Origin of the sequence: Pseudonocardia nematodicida (assembly GCF_040105385.1) — a bacterium.
GTDB lineage: Bacteria > Actinomycetota > Actinomycetes > Mycobacteriales > Pseudonocardiaceae > Pseudonocardia > Pseudonocardia nematodicida.
The window spans coordinates 195625-211618 of record NZ_JBEDNQ010000003.1 but is presented as its reverse complement, the minus strand read 5'-3'; the positions used below and the strand labels follow the sequence as shown (position 1 = coordinate 211618).

The 15994-nt window shown below is 72.1% G+C and carries 12 protein-coding genes; 1 reads left to right on the top strand and 11 read right to left on the bottom strand.

Translation table 11 applies throughout. The annotated features are described in order from the left end of the window. Nucleotides 1–289 precede the first annotated feature (289 nt). Nucleotides 290–1606 (bottom strand): sunset domain-containing protein, encoded by a 1317-nt coding sequence (locus WIS52_RS08305; RefSeq protein ID WP_349297551.1) that lies wholly within the window; start codon nucleotides 1604–1606, stop codon nucleotides 290–292. A gap of 140 nt (nucleotides 1607–1746) precedes the next feature. Between WIS52_RS08305 and rarD the strand changes: the two genes are divergently transcribed. Further along, complete coding sequence (gene rarD / locus WIS52_RS08300) at nucleotides 1747–2676, top strand: EamA family transporter RarD (RefSeq protein ID WP_349297550.1); 930 nt, start codon at nucleotides 1747–1749, stop codon at nucleotides 2674–2676. 184 nt (nucleotides 2677–2860) lie between these two features. On the opposite strand, the gene WIS52_RS08295 is transcribed toward rarD, so the two are convergent. The 10 genes from WIS52_RS08295 to nuoF form a co-directional block, all read right to left on the bottom strand. Further along, nucleotides 2861–3838 carry a polyprenyl synthetase family protein gene (locus WIS52_RS08295; RefSeq protein WP_349297941.1) on the bottom strand — a complete coding sequence of 326 codons (978 nt, stop codon included), beginning with the start codon at nucleotides 3836–3838 and terminating at the stop codon, nucleotides 2861–2863. 48 nt (nucleotides 3839–3886) lie between these two features. After that, nucleotides 3887–5509 carry an NADH-quinone oxidoreductase subunit NuoN gene (gene nuoN / locus WIS52_RS08290; RefSeq protein WP_349297549.1) on the bottom strand — a complete coding sequence of 541 codons (1623 nt, stop codon included), beginning with the start codon at nucleotides 5507–5509 and terminating at the stop codon, nucleotides 3887–3889. Next, nucleotides 5506–7110, bottom strand: a complete 1605-nt coding sequence (locus tag WIS52_RS08285) for an NADH-quinone oxidoreductase subunit M (RefSeq protein WP_349297940.1) — start codon at nucleotides 7108–7110, stop codon at nucleotides 5506–5508. Before WIS52_RS08285 ends, nuoN begins: the two co-directional genes overlap by 4 nt. Before the next feature lie 68 nt (nucleotides 7111–7178). After that, nucleotides 7179–9152 (bottom strand): NADH-quinone oxidoreductase subunit L, encoded by a 1974-nt coding sequence (gene nuoL / locus WIS52_RS08280; RefSeq protein WP_349297548.1) that lies wholly within the window; start codon nucleotides 9150–9152, stop codon nucleotides 7179–7181. A gap of 17 nt (nucleotides 9153–9169) precedes the next feature. Next, nucleotides 9170–9469 carry an NADH-quinone oxidoreductase subunit NuoK gene (nuoK, locus tag WIS52_RS08275; RefSeq protein ID WP_349297547.1) on the bottom strand — a complete coding sequence of 100 codons (300 nt, stop codon included), beginning with the start codon at nucleotides 9467–9469 and terminating at the stop codon, nucleotides 9170–9172. Then, a complete protein-coding gene (locus WIS52_RS08270) occupies nucleotides 9466–10329 on the bottom strand; it encodes an NADH-quinone oxidoreductase subunit J (protein WP_349297546.1) in 864 nt (287 codons plus the stop codon). The genes nuoK and WIS52_RS08270 overlap by 4 nt, the downstream gene beginning before the upstream one ends. Continuing rightward, on the bottom strand, nucleotides 10326–10865 hold the full coding sequence (nuoI, locus tag WIS52_RS08265; protein WP_349297545.1) for an NADH-quinone oxidoreductase subunit NuoI: 540 nt from the start codon (nucleotides 10863–10865) through the stop codon (nucleotides 10326–10328). Before nuoI ends, WIS52_RS08270 begins: the two co-directional genes overlap by 4 nt. Next, nucleotides 10866–12113 carry an NADH-quinone oxidoreductase subunit NuoH gene (gene nuoH / locus WIS52_RS08260; protein ID WP_349297939.1) on the bottom strand — a complete coding sequence of 416 codons (1248 nt, stop codon included), beginning with the start codon at nucleotides 12111–12113 and terminating at the stop codon, nucleotides 10866–10868. A 50-nt stretch (nucleotides 12114–12163) separates the two neighbouring features. Further along, nucleotides 12164–14641: an NADH-quinone oxidoreductase subunit G gene (locus WIS52_RS08255; RefSeq protein WP_349297544.1), complete on the bottom strand. Its 2478-nt coding sequence runs from the start codon at nucleotides 14639–14641 to the stop codon at nucleotides 12164–12166. After that, on the bottom strand, nucleotides 14638–15993 hold the full coding sequence (gene nuoF / locus WIS52_RS08250; protein WP_349297543.1) for an NADH-quinone oxidoreductase subunit NuoF: 1356 nt from the start codon (nucleotides 15991–15993) through the stop codon (nucleotides 14638–14640). Before nuoF ends, WIS52_RS08255 begins: the two co-directional genes overlap by 4 nt. Nucleotide 15994: the final 1 nt, after the last annotated feature.

Below are 15994 nucleotides of genomic sequence, written 5' to 3'. Positions count from 1 at the left end.
GCCGTCGTCGTTCGTGCCGCGCCGGGTCGTGCCGGCCACGCCGTGTCGTCCCGTACCGCGCCTTCCGCGCCGCGTCCCGCCCGCCGGCCGAGAGCCCGAGACGCGCGCCCCGTCGGCGGACGCGCGGGATCCGGGAGGACGCGCGCGTCGTGCCGCGCGCGTACGCCCCACCGGCGCGCGGCGACCGGACGCTCCCCGCCGACCTCGCAGGGCGCGTGTGGACCTCGCAGCCTCGGTGGCTGCTGCGACGTCGGGAAATCGGTCTGCGAGGTCGGTGCCCGGGACCGGGTCAGCGAGCTCCGGGGCGCTCGTGCCAGGCGATGAACCCGGCGCCGCGCGCCGAGGCCTCGCTGCTGAAGTACAGGTCGGCGCGGGTCCGCACGTAGTACGGCGATTCCGTCGAGTGGAAGCGCCGCGAGCCGCTGTGCACCTTGATCCGGTGGCTCTCCGGCGGGTCGGCGCCGTCGGCCGGTGCGAGTATCGAGCCGGAGTACGGCCCGGGGCGGGACCCCTCCGGGACCGGCGTGGCCGTCGCCGTCGGGCCGATCAGGCGCGAGTCCAGCGCGGCCAGTGCCGATCCTCCCGACGCCTGCGCGGCGGTCCGGGACGGCACCGCCAGCGGCTCGGGCGGCCCCGCCTGCGCGGGCAGGTCGACCTCCGGCAGCGGCTGCGCCTCCGTGCCCTCGCGCAACGCGTGGCGGCCGGTGGAGGCCGTCCCGTCGTCCTCGGCCTCGTCCGCCGGCCGGTCGCCCTCCGGCGGGTCGTCACCGTTGCGCGGCTCCGGGACGTCCGCGTCCTCGCCCGCGGGATCCTCCTCGGACCGGATGGACGAGGCGCCCGTGGTCGCGACGGCTTCGGTCGTCGTGGCCCCGGACGCGGCGCTCCCGGACGCGGCGCCTTCAGACGCCGTGCCGTCAGACGCGGTGCCGTCAGACGCGGTGCCGTCAGACGCGGTGATCTCGTGGGGCGTCCGGGCCGCGGTGGCACCCTCCGCCGTCGCGCCCACCGCCGTCGTGCCCGTGGCCGCCGCCGTCTCGCCCACCGCCGGCGTGCCCGTACCCACCGCCGTCGTGCCCGCTGCCGGGGCGGCAGCGGCGCCGGGCACCGACGTTCCCGGTGACTCGGGCGGCGCAGGTGCCTCCGAGGGCGTCCCGGCCTCGTGGTCCGCCGCTTCGGGGCCGGCGTCCGGCTCGGCCCCGAGCGCGGTCACACCGCCCGGCCCCGCCGAGCCGTCCGGCCGCTCCGCTCCGGCGTCGTCGTCCTCGGGGGGCGCGGGCGGGGGCTCCTCGTCGCCACCGGGGGTCGAGGCCTCCGTGCGCGCCCGCTCGTCCCCGGCCGGACCGACAGCACCCGCCGGCTCGAACAGGTCGGCTCCACCGGCGGCCGGGCCGCCGGCCACGCCCGGTGCGGATCGCGGGGCGCCCCGGTTCTCGGGCGCCGACACGGGGTCCGGCGGGTCGGCTGCCGCCGCGGTGCCGGGCGCGACCGGGGACGCTGCCACAGCCTCCCGGTCCCCGGATCCCGGACGTCGGCGGGCGCGGCCCACCAGGAGCCCCACCACCACCAGCACGACCACGATCGCCAGCAGTACCCACATCCAGTCCATGACCGGACCTCCGTCCGCCCGGAACCGACCCGGGCGCAGTGCTTGATATCACGGATCGCGCACGCCGGTCGGGCGCGCGCACGACCGTGCCGCCGTCAGGGGATCATGGTGCCTGTGCGGCGACGGGGTTCGGGACCACGATGAGCAATCATTCCACCGAACGGACCACCCCCGTTCGGAGTGAGCTGAACCGTCCGGGTCTGTTCCTCGGGCTCGGCGCGTACACGCTCTGGGGGCTGTTCCCCGCGTTCTGGGTGCTGCTCGCGTCCGCGGCACCGTTCGAGGTGCTCGCCCACCGCATCCTGTGGACCGCGGTGCTCATGTCCGTGGTGCTGCTCGCGATGCGCGGGTTCCGGCACCTGCGCGGGCTCGGCGCCCGCGGCTGGGCGGCCGTCACCGCCGCGTCGGTGCTCATCGCCGTCAACTGGGGCCTGTACATCTGGGGCGTCTCGATCGGTCTGGTCGTCGAGGCCGCACTCGGCTACTACGTCAGCCCGCTGGTGAGCGTGCTGCTCGGGGTGCTGATCCTGCGGGAGCGCCTGCGACCCGCCCAGTGGGTCGCGCTGGGCGTCGCGACGGTGGCGGTCGTCGTCATCGCGGTCGGCGGCGGGGCGTGGCCCTGGCTCTCGCTGGTGCTGGCGTTCTCGTTCGGGTTCTACGGGCTGATCAAGGCGACCGTGCCGCTGCCGCCGGCGGCCGGGCTGGCCGCGGAGGGCGTCGTCCTCGTCGTACCCGCGGCGGGTGTCGTCCTGGCACTGGAGCTCGCCGGCGCCGGGACCTTCACCGCCCTCGGCCCCGGTCACCTGCTGCTGCTCGTCGCCACCGCGCCGGTCACGGCGCTTCCGCTGCTGCTCTACGGCGCGTCCGCGCGGCGGATCCCGCTCTCCACGCTCGGGGTCCTGATGTACGTCAACCCGACGCTGCAGTTCCTCTGGGGCGTGCTCGTCGTGGGCCAGCAGATGCCGCCGTCGCGCTGGGCGGGTTTCGTGCTGGTCTGGCTGGCCCTGGTGATCTTCACCGTGGACCTCGTCCGCACCGCCCGCCGGCCCGCCCCGGTCCCGGCGGCCTGACCGGCGCCGGAATCACCGCCGAGATACGTCCCAGCGGGAGTTGTCGATCTCCACGGCCCGCTGGGACGTATCTCGGCGGGGATCGGGCTCAGCGCCCGGAGTGTCGCGCCCGCCGGCCCGCGCGGCTCCGATGCGCGCGTCGGCAGGCTCCGCTCGGCACCGGGGACCGCCCCGCACGCTCCGCTCAGCCGGTGCGCTCGACGGTGTAGTCGGTCAGGGTGCGCAGCGCCTCGATCGCCGGGCAGGCGGGCAGCACGTCCAGCTCGGCGCGGGCCCGGTCTGCGTACCCGGCGACGGTCTCCCGGGCCTCGGCCAGCCCGCGACCGGCCCGCAGCAGCCCCAGGGCCTCGGCGACCTCGTCGTCGTCGGTGATCGGGCGGGCGAGCAGGTCGCGCAGCCGCCGGGCGTCCGGCGAGTCGTCGGCGTCGCGCAGCGCGTAGAGCATCGGCAGGGTGTGCACGCCCTCGCGCAGGTCGGTGCCCGGCGTCTTGCCGGAGTCCCCGGACGGGCTTGCGATGTCGATGATGTCGTCGGAGATCTGGAACGCGGTCCCGATGACGTCGCCGAACCGGTGCAGCGCCTCGACGTGCTCGACGGGCGCGCCGGAGAACATCCCGCCGTACCGGCCGGAGGTGGCGATCAGCGACCCGGTCTTCTCCGCGACCACCCGCAGGTAGTGCTCGACCGGGTCGTCGCCCGTCTTGGGCCCGCGGGTCTCGCGCATCTGCCCGGTCACCAGCTGGGCGAACGTCTCGGCGATGATCCGGACGGCGTCCGGGCCGAGGTCGGCGACCAGCCGCGACGCGTGCGCGAACAGGAAGTCGCCGGTCAGGATCGCCACCGAGTTGTCCCAGCGGGAGTTCGCCGACTCCGCGCCGCGACGCATCGCGGCCTCGTCCATCACGTCGTCGTGGTAGAGCGTGGCCAGGTGGATGAGCTCCACGACGGCCGCGGCGGTGATCACGCCGTCCCGCTCCGGGTGCGGGCCGATCTGGGCGGCGAGCAGCGTGAACAGCGGCCGGAAGCGCTTGCCGCCGGCCTCGATCAGGTGCAGAGACGTCTCCGTGACGAACTCGTAGTCGCTGTGCACCTCACGGTGCAGCAGGTCCTCCACCCGCTTCAGGCCGTCCGCGGTGGCCTCCGCCAGGTCCGGATCGGCCATCCGGATCCCGGCCACACTCTGCGTCTCCACCCCCACAGCCTACGAACGTCAGCCCGCGAACGCGCCGCTGGCAGCCCAATCGAGCACCGGTGTGGGAATAATCCCCAGCAGCAGGGTCGCCAGCGTCCCCAGGGTGATCGCCACCGTGGTGAACGCCCCCGGCACGACGACCGCCGGGCCGTCCGCCGCCGGCTCGCTGAAGTACATCAGCACGACGATCCGCAGGTAGAAGAACGCCGCCACCGCGCTCGCGATCAGTGCGATCACCACCAGCGGGGCCAGACCGTCCGCCGAGGCCGCCGAGAACACCGCGAACTTGGCGGTGAAACCGCTGGTCAGCGGGATCCCAGCCAGTGCCAGCAGGAGGAACGTCATGACCCCGGCGACCAGCGGCGACCGCTTCGCCAGCCCGGCCCACGCCGAGAGGTGCGAGGCCTCGCCGTCCGGTCCGCGGACCAGCGAGACGATCCCGAACACCGCGATCGTGGTGAAGCCGTAGGCCACCAGGTAGAACACCAGGCCGGCAGTCCCCGCCGGGGTGATCGTCATGGCGCCCAGCATCAGGAACCCGGCGTGCGCGATCGACGAGTAGGCGATCATGCGCTTCACGTCGGTCTGGGTCAGGCCGAGCACCGCGCCGACGACCATCGAGACGATCGCGACCGCCCAGAGCACGCCACGCCACTCCCAGACGGTGCTGCCGAACCCGACGTAGAGCACGCGGGCGATGGCGCCGAAGGCGGCGACCTTGGTGCAGGCCGCCATGAAGGCGGTGACCGGGGTCGGGGCGCCCTGGTAGACGTCCGGTGTCCAGGTGTGGAACGGCGCCACCGAGCCCTTGAACAGCAGCCCGACCAGCAGCAGCGCCAGGCCGGCGAACAGCAGCGTGTCCGAGGCCAGCGAGCCGGCCGTCGCCTCCGAGATCGCGGTGAGCCGCACCGAGCCGGCGTAGCCGTAGAGCAGCGCGATGCCGTAGAGGAAGAACGCCGACCCGAACGCGCCCAGCAGGAAGTACTTGACCGCGGCCTCCTGCGAGAGCAGCCGGCGTCGCCGGGCCAGCCCGCACAGCAGGTACAGCGGCAGCGAGAGCACCTCGAGCGCGATGAACATCGTCAGCAGGTCGTTCGCGGCGACGAAGGCCATCATGCCGCCGACCGCGAACAGCACGAACGGGAACGGCTCGGTCTGCATCGTCGGCGCCTGGCCGGGCAGCCCGTAGGACCGGTCGACGTGCTCTCCCGCGGCGCCGTCGCCACCGCCGGACCCTCCGCCACCGCGGGCCGCGGCCCGGTCGGCCGCCGACGCGACGAACACCCCACCGGGCTCGACCGAGCGGTCGGCCAGCAGCAGCACGCTCGGGATCGCCAGCACCAGCAGCGAACCCCAGAGGAACAACGACGGCGTGTCGACCGACAGCGCGGAGCCGAAGGTGAGCACGGCGCCCGGCCCGGTCAGGGCGTAGCCGCCCAGCGCGATCAACGCGACGACCAGCGTCAGCACGGTCCACAGCACCTGCACCGGCCAGCGCTGGTGCCGGGGCAGGAACGCCTCCAGCAGCACCGACACGCACGCGCCGACGAACACGATCCACAGTGGCCCCGAGGCCGCCCAGTCGATCGGCGGCATCTGGATCTGCGTGGGTGCCTGGGCGAGCACACTCAACCCACTCATCGGACGATCCCTCCAGCGGGCACCGGGTCGGGCAGGCCGAGCTCGGCCATGGTCGCCGTCACCGACGGGTTGATCAGGTCGAGGACCGGCGCCGGGTAGAAGCCGAGCACGACGATGACGACGATCAGCGGCGCGAGCACGCCGATCTCACGCCCGGTCAGGTCGGGGAAGCCGCTCCCCTTGCGCTGCGCCGCGACGGCCGGGTCGATCATCGACCCCGGGCCGCCGGCACCACCGCGCTCCAGGGCCGCGATCACCGCGCTGCCGCGGACCGGGCCCTGCATGGTGCGCTGGTAGAACCAGAGCACGTAGAGCGCGGCGACGATGATCCCGATCGTGCCGATGATCGTGAACACCGGCCGGTTCGGGAACGCGCCCAGCAGCACCAGGAACTCGGAGACGAACGAGTTCGTGCCCGGCAGTGCCAGCGACGACATCCCGGCCACCAGCAGGCAGCCGGCCATCACCGGCGCGATCTTCGCGACGCCGCCGTAGTCGCTGATCAGGCGCGAGCCGCCGCGGCTGATCAGCACGCCGACCATCACGAACAGCATCCCGGTCGAGAGGCCGTGGTTGACCATGTACAGGCTCGCCCCGGCGAACGCCTGGCTGGAGAACGCGAAGATCCCCAGCGCGATGAACCCGAAGTGCGCCACCGAGGTGTAGGCGACGAACCGGCCCATGTCGGTCTGGCCGACCGCGAGCAGCGCGGCGTAGATGATGCCCGCGACGGCGAGCACCAGCACCAGCGGCGCGAGGACCTGGCTGGCCTGCGGGAAGAGCGGGAGCAGGTAGCGCAGGAACCCGTAGGTGCCGACCTTGTCCAGCACGCCGACCAGCAGCACCGCGCCGACGATCGGGGCCTCGGCGCCGGCGTCGGGCAGCCAGGTGTGGAACGGCACCAGCGGGGCCTTGATCGCGAAGGCGATGAAGAAGCCCAGGAACAGCCAGATCTGGGTGGTCGTCGGGGTGTCGGCGGCGATCGCCTGCAGCTCGGCCCAGGTGAAGGTGCCCTGCCCGAGCTGCTCGGCGCTGGTCACGAACAGGCCGATCAGCGACGCCAGCATGATCAGGCCGCCGAGCAGCGAGTACAGGAAGAACTTCACCGCCGCGTACTGGCGCCTCGGGCCGCCGAAGCGTCCGATGAGGAAGTACATCGGGACCAGCATGGCCTCGAAGAACACGTAGAACAGGAAGACGTCGGTGGCGGCGAAGACACCGACCAGGGTCGCCTCGGTGGCCAGCAGCAGCGCGAAGTAGCCCGCCGCGGTGCGGCCCTCGGGCAGCTTCTCGGCCCAGGCGAACAGCATCAGCCCGGGCACCAGGAACGCGGTCAGCGCGATCATCGCCAGGGCGATGCCGTCGACGCCGAACGCGATGTGCGTGCCGAACGCCGGGATCCAGGACATCGAGAACTCGAACTGGAACCGGGTGCCGGCCTGCGCGGACGGGATCGAGTAGAGCGACCACGCGACGACGACGAGCACGAACTCGAGCAGCGCCGTCGCCATGGCGACGGCCTTGGCCACCGGTGTGTTGTGCCGCAGCGGGTACATCGCCAGCGCACCCAGCACCGGCACGAGCAGCAGGATGATGAGCATCGGGCTGCCCCCGGAGTCCGGGGTGATCGGCGGGACGGGTGCCGCAGCGAGAGTCAGGAGAGCGGACATCAGGCGAACCTCACCGCCAGCATCGCGGCGACGATGAGGACACCGCCGCCGAGCATCGACAGAGCGTAGGACCGGACGAACCCGGTCTGGAGCCGGCGCAGGCGCCCGGAGCCGCCCCCGAACGCGGCGGCCGTGCCGGTGACCAGGCCGTCGATCCCGCGGTTGTCGAAGAAGACCAGCACCCGGGTGAGCCAGATGCCGGGCCGCTCGATGACCGCCTCGTTGATCGCGTTCGCGTAGAGGTCACGACGGGCCGCGGTGACCACCGCGGACACCCGCTCGGGACGCTCGACCGGGACCGGGCTTCGCCCGACGAACAGGTAGGCCAGCAGCACACCGAGCAGTGAGACGCCGACGACCAGGAACGGCACCAGGCCCTCCAGGCCGGCCGCGAGGGCACCGCCCTCGGCCGGGGCCCGCTCGCCCACCGACGGGGCCAGCCAGCCCGGCAGGATCGGGTAGAGCAGCATGCCGGCGAACACCGAGCCGAACGCCAGGACGATCATCGGGGTGGTCATCGTCGCCGGGGACTCGTGCGGGTGGTAGTCCCGCCCGTCGGTCGACTTCACCGACTCCCAGCGCCGCGCGCCGAAGAACGTCATGATCATCAGCCGGGTCATGTAGAAGGCGGTGAGCCCGGCGGCCAGCGTCGCGATGCCGCCGAAGACCCAGCCCTGCCAGCCCTCCTGGGCGAACGCGGCCTCGATGATCGCGTCCTTGGAGTAGTAGCCGGCCAGGAACGGGAAGCCGATGAGTGCCAGGTAGCCGAGGCCGAAGGTCACGAAGGTGACCGGCATCGCGCGCCACAGCCCGCCGAAGCGGCGCATGTCGACGTCGTCGTTCATCGCGTGCATCACCGAGCCGGCCCCGAGGAACAGCCCGGCCTTGAAGAAGCCGTGCGTGAGCAGGTGCAGGATTCCCAGCGCGTAGCCGGCCGGGCCGAGCCCGACCGCGAGGATCATGTAGCCGATCTGGCTGACCGTGGAGTAGGCCAGGACCTTCTTGATGTCGTCGTAGGCGCAGCCGATGATCGCGCCGATCAGCAGCGTCACGACGCCGATCAGGCAGACCACCAGCCGGCCGGTCTCCGACAGGTTGTAGATCGGCGATGCGCGGGCGATCAGGTAGACGCCCGCGGTGACCATGGTGGCCGCGTGGATCAGGGCCGAGACGGGGGTCGGGCCCTCCATCGCGTCCGGGAGCCAGGCCTGCAGCGGGAACTGGCCGGACTTGCCGCAGGCGCCGAGCAGGAGCAGCAGCGTGATGGCCAGGACGGTGCCGCCGGGCACCTCGCCGATCCGGGCGAAGACCTCGGTGTACTGCAGGGTCCCGAGCTCCAGCCAGAGCAGGAAGATCGCGATGGCCAGGCCGACGTCGCCGACCCGGTTCATCAGGAACGCCTTCTTCGCCGCGGTCGCCGCGGCCGGGCGGTCCTGGTAGAAGCCGATCAGCAGGTAGGACGCCAGGCCGACGCCCTCCCAGCCCAGGTAGAGCAGCACGAAGTTGTTGCCGAGGACCAGCACCAGCATCGCCGCGACGAACAGGTTCAGCTGGGCGAAGAACCGCCGCCGGTTCGGATCGTGGCTCATGTACCCGACCGAGTACAGGTGGATGAGCGTACCGACACCGGTGATGAGCAGGACGAAGGTCAGCGAGAGCGGGTCGAGCCGGAGTCCGAAGTCGACCGACAGCGGACCGGACGACATCCACTCGTAGAGCGAGAGCTCGCGGGTGCGTGCCGCGGGGTCGAGCCCGAGGGTCTCGACGAAGATGGCCAGGCCGACGGCGAAGGCACCGGTGATGGTGGCGACGCCGAGCCAGTGGCCCCAGGCGTCGGCCCGGCGGCCGGACAGGAAGAGCACCAGGGCGCCGGCCGCGGGGAGCGCGATCAGCAGCCACGCCAGCGACGCGGTGCCGGTCGCGGGCTCGGCGGCCTGCGCGAGGGTGAGGGGGAGCTGGGTCACGGTATTCATCGGAGGGCGGACGCTCCCTAGTACTTCAGCAGGTTCGCGTCATCCACGGAGGACGACTGACGGGTGCGGAAGATCGCCGTGATGATCGCCAGGCCGACGACCACCTCGCAGGCGGCGACCACCATCACGAACAGCGCCATCACCTGGCCGTCCAGGTTCCCGTGGATCCGGGAGAACGTGACCAGCGTCAGGTTCACCGCGTTCAGCATCAGCTCGATGCACATGAACACGACGACGGCGTTGCGGCGCACCAGCACGCCGACGGCGCCGATCGAGAACAGCAGCGCGGAGAGCAGCAGGTAGTACTCGGGGGTCATCGCTGCTCCCCCTCCCGGTGGTCGTCGGTGTCGCTCGCCTCGCCCGCGGAGATCGTGCGGTCGGGCGCGCGGCGGCCGGTCAGCGAGTGCGCGTCGGGGGTGGTGGTGTCCGGGACGTCGACCTGGACCGACTCGATGATGTCGGCCATCGACTCCGGCGCGACCGAGCCGTCCGGCAGCAGCGCGGGGACGGCCACCGAGTTCGCGGTGGCGTAGACGCCCGGGCCCGGCAGCGGCGAGACGCGGGCGTGCTCGCCGCGCAGCCGGCGGAGCACCGTCTCCCGCTGGCCGACCTTGGTGTGCTGCGAGCTCTGCGAGCCGGTCAGCACCATCGCGCCGAGCGCGGCGACCATCAGCAGCGCCGCGGTCAGCTCGAACGCCAGCAGGTAGTCGGTGAAGATCAGCCGGCCCAGGCCGGGGACGTTACCGTTCCAGCCGAGCCCGCCGGCCGCGAGACCGGCCGGGGTGACGTCGACGAGGCCGCGGGACAGGCCGCCGACCAGCAGCGCGGCCAGCCCGACACCGAACAGCAGGGCCGCGGCCCGCTGCCCGCGCAGAACCTCGATGACCGAGTCCTTCGAGTCCCGCCCGACCAGCATCAGGACGAACAGGAACAGCATCATCACCGCGCCGGTGTAGACGATGATCTGCACGAACCCGAGGAACGGCGCGGTCTGCACCAGGTACAGCACGGCGATCGAGAACATCGTCATCACCAGCAGCAGCGCGGCGTGCACCGCGTGCCGGGCGAACACCAGGCCCAGAGCGCCGGCCAGGGCGACCGGCCCGAGGATCCAGAACGCGATCGCCTCGCCGGTGCTCACCTCCCCGGCGGCCTGGGCCAGTACGGCCGTACTCATCGCTGCTGCTCCCCCGTCTGGTCCTGGGTGGACACCTTGGCGAGGGTCGGGCCGGACACGTAGTAGTCCTGCTCGTCCTCGCCGAGCCGCATCGGGTGGGGCGGCTGCTCCATGCCGGGCAGCAGCGGAGCCATCAGCTGCTCCTTGGTGTAGATGAGGTCCTGCCGGTTGTCGTCGGCCAGCTCGTAGAAGTTGGTCATCGTCAGCGAGCGGGTCGGGCAGGCCTCGATGCACAGGCCGCAGCCGATGCACCGCAGGTAGTTGATCTGGTAGATCGCGCCGTAGCGCTCACCCGGCGAGTACCGGGCCTCCTCGGTGTTGTCGCCGCCCTCGACGTAGATCGCATCCGCCGGGCAGGCCCAGGCGCACAGCTCGCAGCCGACGCACTTCTCCAGCCCGTCCGGGTGCCGGTTGAGCTGGTGCCGGCCGTGGTAGCGCGGCGCGGCGGGCGGGAAGTCCTCCGGGTACTCCTCGGTGACGACCTTCTTGAACATCGTCGAGAAGGTGACGCCGAATCCCTTGAAGAAGTCGAACATCTACTCGGTCTCCCTTCCGGCTCGCACGGCCTTGCGGCGCTTCGGCGGTGACGCCGGGACCTCGAGGTCCAGCGGCGGCACCGGGTAGTCCGACGCCGGCTCCACCGGTGCCCGCTCGTCGACCGGCCGGTCCGGCAGCAGCAGCGCGATCGTGAGCACCACGGCCAGCCCGAACCCGATCAGCGACAGCAGCAGCACCACGTTGTCGCCACCGGTGCTGCGCCAGGTGTTGATGCCGAAGATCGCCACGATCCACACCAGCATCACCGGGACCAGGATCTTCCAGCCCAGCTTCATGAACTGGTCGTAGCGGAACCGCGGCAGTGTCCCGCGCAGCCAGATGAACACGAACAGGAACAGCATCGTCTTCACGATGAAGGCCAGGAACATCAACCAGCCGTTGTCGTTGAACGACGTGAACGGCCACGGCCACATCCCGCCGCCCAGGAACAGCGTCACCGCCATCGCCGAGACGGTCACCATGTTCACGTACTCGGCCAGGAAGAACAGCGCGAACTTCAGCGACGAGTACTCGGTGTGGAACCCGCCCACCAGCTCCGACTCCGCTTCGGGGAGGTCGAACGGGGCACGGTTGGTCTCGCCGACCATCGCGATCACGAAGACCACGAAGCTCGGGACCAGCAGCCAGAAGTACCAGCCCGACATCTGCGACGCGACGATCTCCGAGGTCGACAGCGACCCGGCGTAGAGCACCACCCCGACCACCGCCAGACCCAGCGCGATCTCGTACGAGATCACCTGCGCCGCCGAGCGCAGCGACCCCAGCAGCGCGTAGGGCGAACCGGACGCCCAGCCGCCGAGCACCATCCCGTAGACACCGATCGACGAGCAGGCCAGCACCACCAGGACGCCGACCGGCACGTCGACCAGCTGCAGCACGGTCTGGTGGCCGAACATCGTGACCTCGCCACCGAACGGGATGACCGAGAAGGCCACGAACGCCGGGATGGTGGCGATGATCGGGGCGACGAAGAAGACCTTCTTGTCCGCGTTCGCGGGCATGATGTCTTCCTTGAACGCCAGCTTCAGGCCGTCGGCGAGGCTCTGCAGCCAGCCGCCGGGACCGGTCCGGTTCGGGCCCGGGCGCTGCTGCATCCGGCCGACGACCTTGCGCTCCCAGTTGATCATGAACAGGGTCAGCACGACGCCGAGCGCGAACAGGCCGACGACCTTGATGATGATCAGCCAGATCGGGTCGGAGGCGAGCAGCTCCTGGGTCCGGTTCATCCCCTCGATCGGGGGCGGCGGGACCTGCGCGGGGAGCATCAGGAGCGCGTTCACGATCCGTTTCCGTTCTCTGTGCTGTTCCCGACGGCTCCGTCGTCCCCGACCGCCGGCACGACGCCGACCAGGTCACCGTGGCCGGCGCCGAGCGTGGGCCGCACGTGCGAGCCCGGCGAGCAGGTGGGCAGCCACACCACGCCGTCCGGGAGGTCGGCCAGCGACACCGGGAGCGTGATCGCGCCGCGGTCGGTGCGGACCGTCGCGCCGTCGCCCTCGACCAGTCCGAGCCGGTCCGCGGTGGCGGTGTTGACCCGGACGTAGGGCCGCCGGGCGGTGCCGGCCAGGGCCGGCTCGTCGATCTCCAGGCTGCCGTCGTCGATCAGCTGCCGGGACGTCGCGAGCACCGCCTGGCCGTAGCCGGGCACCCGCACGTCGCCGGGCCGGCCGGTCGGGGCGGTGCTGCCCGGGCGGACGGACCCGAGCCGGGCGATCTCCCCGGCCGCGGCGGCTGGGGTCTGGGTGAACAGGTCGGCGTCCATCTCGACGCCGAGGGTGTCCAGCACGCGGCAGTCCGGCAGCACGCCGGTGGCGTCCAGCGCCACCCCGAACTCCCGACGCCGGCCCTCCCAGTTCAGGTACGACCCGGCCCGCTGGGCGTCCGGCGCGACCGGCAGGACGACGTCGGCGAGCTCGGTGACCGCGGAGGTGTGCATCTCCAGGCTGACCAGGAACCCGACCTCGCGCAGCGCGGTGATCGCGGCCTGCGGGTCGGCCATGTCGTTCGGGTCGACCCCGCCGACGACCAGGCCGGCGAGCTCGCCGGACGCGGCCGCGGCCAGGATCCCGGCGGCGTCGCGGCCCGGCTCGGCCGGCAGCTCGCCGGGACCGAGGCCCCAGGCGCGCTCGACCTCGGTGCGGCCCTTCGGGTCGGTGACCGGGCGCCCGCCGGGCAGCAGGGTCGGCAGCGCGCCGGTCTCCACCGCGCCGCGGTCCCCGGCCCGGCGCGGCAGCCAGCCGATCGCTGCACCGGTGCGCGCGGCCAGCGCGGACACCGCGGAGTACAGCCCGGGCGTCTCGGCGGCCCGGTCCCCCACCAGGATCACGGCGCCGGCCTGGCCGAGCGCCGTGACGACGTCCGCCCCCGGGTCGGCGACGACCGCGGCCTCGCCGCCCGGCACCGCGTGCAGCACGGTGGCGCCGGTCTTCTCCGCACCCGTCGTGGTGAAGGGGGCGATCTGGAAGTGCCGCAGCCCCTTCTTCCGCCACGCCTTGCGCAGCCGGAGGAAGACGATGCCCGACTCCTCCTCGGGGTCGGTGCCCACGGTGAGCACCGCCGGGGCGTTCTCGATCGCCGTGAAGGTCACCGAGTCCTCGGGAGTCCCGCCCACCACGTGCGCGGCGAGGAACTCCAGCTCCTCGTCGGAGTGCGGCCGGGCCCGGAAGTCGACGTCGTTGCTGCGGGCGACCACCCGGGCGAACTTGGCGTAGGCGTAGGCGTCCTCGACGGTCAGCCGGCCACCGGGCAGCACACCGATCCCGCCACCCGCGCGGGCGGCGAGCAGGCCCTCGGCGGCCACCCGCAGCGCCTCGGTCCAGGAGGCCTCGGCCAGCTCACCGTCGGCGCCGCGCACCATCGGCCGGGTGATCCGGCCGGCGCTGCTCAGGTAGCGGAAGGCGAAGCGGCCCTTGTCGCAGAGCCACTCCTCGTTGACCTCCGGGTCGTTGCCCGCGAGCCGGCGCAGCACCGTCCCGCGCCGGGAGTCGGTCCGCATGTCGCAGCCCGACGCGCAGTGCTCGCACGTGCTCTTCGTCGAGCGCAGGTCGAACGGCCGGGACCGGAACCGGTAGGCGGCGCTGGTCAGCGCGCCGACCGGGCAGATCTGGATGGTGTTGCCGGAGAAGTAGGACTGGAACGGCTGGTCCTCGGCGATGCCGATCTGCTGGTTCGCGCCGCGCTCCAGCAGGTCGATGAAGGGGTCGCCGGCGATCTCCTCGGAGAACCGGGTGCAGCGCTGGCAGAGCACGCAGCGCTCACGGTCGAGCAGCACCTGGCTCGAGATCGGCAGCGGCTTGGGGAAGGTCCGCTTCTTCTCGACGAAGCGGGAGTCGGCCCGGCCGTGCGCCATCGCCTGGTTCTGCAGCGGGCACTCGCCGCCCTTGTCGCAGATCGGGCAGTCCAGCGGGTGGTTGATGAGCAGAAGCTCCATCACACCCTGCTGCGCCTTGTCCGCCCGCTCGGAGGTCTCCTGGGTCTTGACGACCATGCCGTCGGCGACCGTCATCGTGCAGCTGGCCTGCGGCTTCGGCATCGGCCGGCCGCCCATCTCGACCTCGACCAGGCACTGCCGGCAGGCGCCGGCCGGGTCGAGCAGCGGGTGGTCGCAGAACCGCGGGATCACGATGCCGAGCCGCTCGCAGGTGCGGATCAGCAGCTCGCCCTTGGGGGCGTCGACGACGCGGCCGTCGATGGTGAGCCGGACGTGCCCCTCGGGCACCGGGGTCTCGGTCGACTTCTCGGGTGAGAGCGTCATGTGGTGGCTCCGGTGAGCTGGGCCAGCTGCTCCGGACGGTCCACATCGGGCTGTGCCGCGATGAGGTCCAGGAACTCCTGGCGGAAGTACTGGATCGCGCTGGTGATCGGGCTCGTCGCACCGTCACCGAGGGCGCAGAAGGAGCGGCCGAGGATGTTGTCGCAGACGTCGAGCATCATGTCGATGTCCTGGGTCGTCCCCTCGCCGCGCACCATCCGCTGCAGCACCTGCACCAGCCAGTACGTGCCCTCCCGGCACGGGGTGCACTTGCCGCAGCTCTCGTGCTTGTAGAACTCGGTCCACTTCATGACCGCCCACGGCACCGAGACGGTCTCGTTGAAGACCTGAACCGCCGTCGTCCCGAGCATCGAGCCGGCCTCGGCGGCGCCCTCGAAGTCCAGCGGGACGTCGAGGTGCTCGGCGGTGAACAGCGGCGTCGAGGACCCGCCGGGCGTCCAGAACTTGAGCGGGATCCCGTCCTTCATCCCGCCGGCCAGCTCCAGCAGCTCGCGCAGCGTGGTGCCGAGCGGCGCCTCGTACTGGCCGGGGCGCTCGACGTGCCCGGAGAGCGAGTAGATCTTCGGGCCGGGCGACTTCTCCCGGCCCATCGAGCGGAACCAGCCGGAGCCGCCGGTGACGATGGCCGGCACGCTGGCGATCGTCTCGACGTTGTTGACCACGGTCGGGCTGGCGTAGAGCCCCGAGGTCGCGGGGAACGGCGGCTTGAGCCGCGGCTGCCCGCGCCGGCCCTCCAGCGAGTCGAGCAGCGCCGTCTCCTCGCCGCAGATGTAGGCACCGGCCCCGGCGTGCACCACGATCTCCAGGTCGAACCCGGAGCCGAGGATGTCGGTGCCCAGGTAGCCCTTCGCCTTGGCCTCGCGGACCGCCGCGCGCAGCCGGCGGATGCAGTGCACCGCCTCGCCGCGGACGTAGATCGCGCAGAAGTGCGCGCGGATCGCGTAGCTGGTGACGATGCAGCCTTCGATCAGCGCGTGCGGGTCGGCCATCATCGTCGGGATGTCCTTGCAGGTACCCGGCTCGCCCTCGTCGGCGTTGATGACCAGGTACTTCGGCTTCGCGCCGGGGCCCTTGCCGGACCCGTCGTCCTGCGGGATGAAGCCCCACTTCATGCCCGTCGGGAAGCCGGCACCGCCGCGTCCGCGCAGCCCGGAGTCCTTGATCAGCTGGATGAGCTGGTCGGGGTGGGCGGCGAACGCGGTGCGCAGCGAGGTGTAGCCCTCGAGCTGCTCGTAGGTGTCGATCGACCAGGACCGCGGCGAGAGCCAGCGCCGGGTCAGGACCGGCGTGATGGGGTCCGGCTTGCGCACGGCGTCGTTCTCGGGAGAGGTCATG

Excerpts from the sequence above, each read along its gene's own strand:
- nuoH (WP_349297939.1), bottom strand. The coding sequence starts at position 12,113 with ATGAACCGGACCCAGGAGCTGCTCGCCTCCGACCCGATCTGGCTGATC.
- WIS52_RS08305 (WP_349297551.1), bottom strand. The coding sequence starts at position 1,606 with ATGGACTGGATGTGGGTACTGCTGGCGATCGTGGTCGTGCTGGTGGTG.
- WIS52_RS08255 (WP_349297544.1), bottom strand. The coding sequence starts at position 14,641 with ATGACGCTCTCACCCGAGAAGTCGACCGAGACCCCGGTGCCCGAGGGG.
- nuoL (WP_349297548.1), bottom strand. The coding sequence starts at position 9,152 with ATGAATACCGTGACCCAGCTCCCCCTCACCCTCGCGCAGGCCGCCGAG.
- nuoK (WP_349297547.1), bottom strand. The coding sequence starts at position 9,469 with ATGACCCCCGAGTACTACCTGCTGCTCTCCGCGCTGCTGTTCTCGATC.
- WIS52_RS08295 (WP_349297941.1), bottom strand. The coding sequence starts at position 3,838 with ATGGCCGATCCGGACCTGGCGGAGGCCACCGCGGACGGCCTGAAGCGG.
- nuoF (WP_349297543.1), bottom strand. The coding sequence starts at position 15,993 with ATGACCTCTCCCGAGAACGACGCCGTGCGCAAGCCGGACCCCATCACG.
- WIS52_RS08270 (WP_349297546.1), bottom strand. The coding sequence starts at position 10,329 with ATGAGTACGGCCGTACTGGCCCAGGCCGCCGGGGAGGTGAGCACCGGC.
- WIS52_RS08285 (WP_349297940.1), bottom strand. The coding sequence starts at position 7,110 with ATGCTCATCATCCTGCTGCTCGTGCCGGTGCTGGGTGCGCTGGCGATG.
- nuoN (WP_349297549.1), bottom strand. The coding sequence starts at position 5,509 with ATGAGTGGGTTGAGTGTGCTCGCCCAGGCACCCACGCAGATCCAGATG.
- rarD (WP_349297550.1), top strand. The coding sequence starts at position 1,747 with ATGAGCAATCATTCCACCGAACGGACCACCCCCGTTCGGAGTGAGCTG.
- nuoI (WP_349297545.1), bottom strand. The coding sequence starts at position 10,865 with ATGTTCGACTTCTTCAAGGGATTCGGCGTCACCTTCTCGACGATGTTC.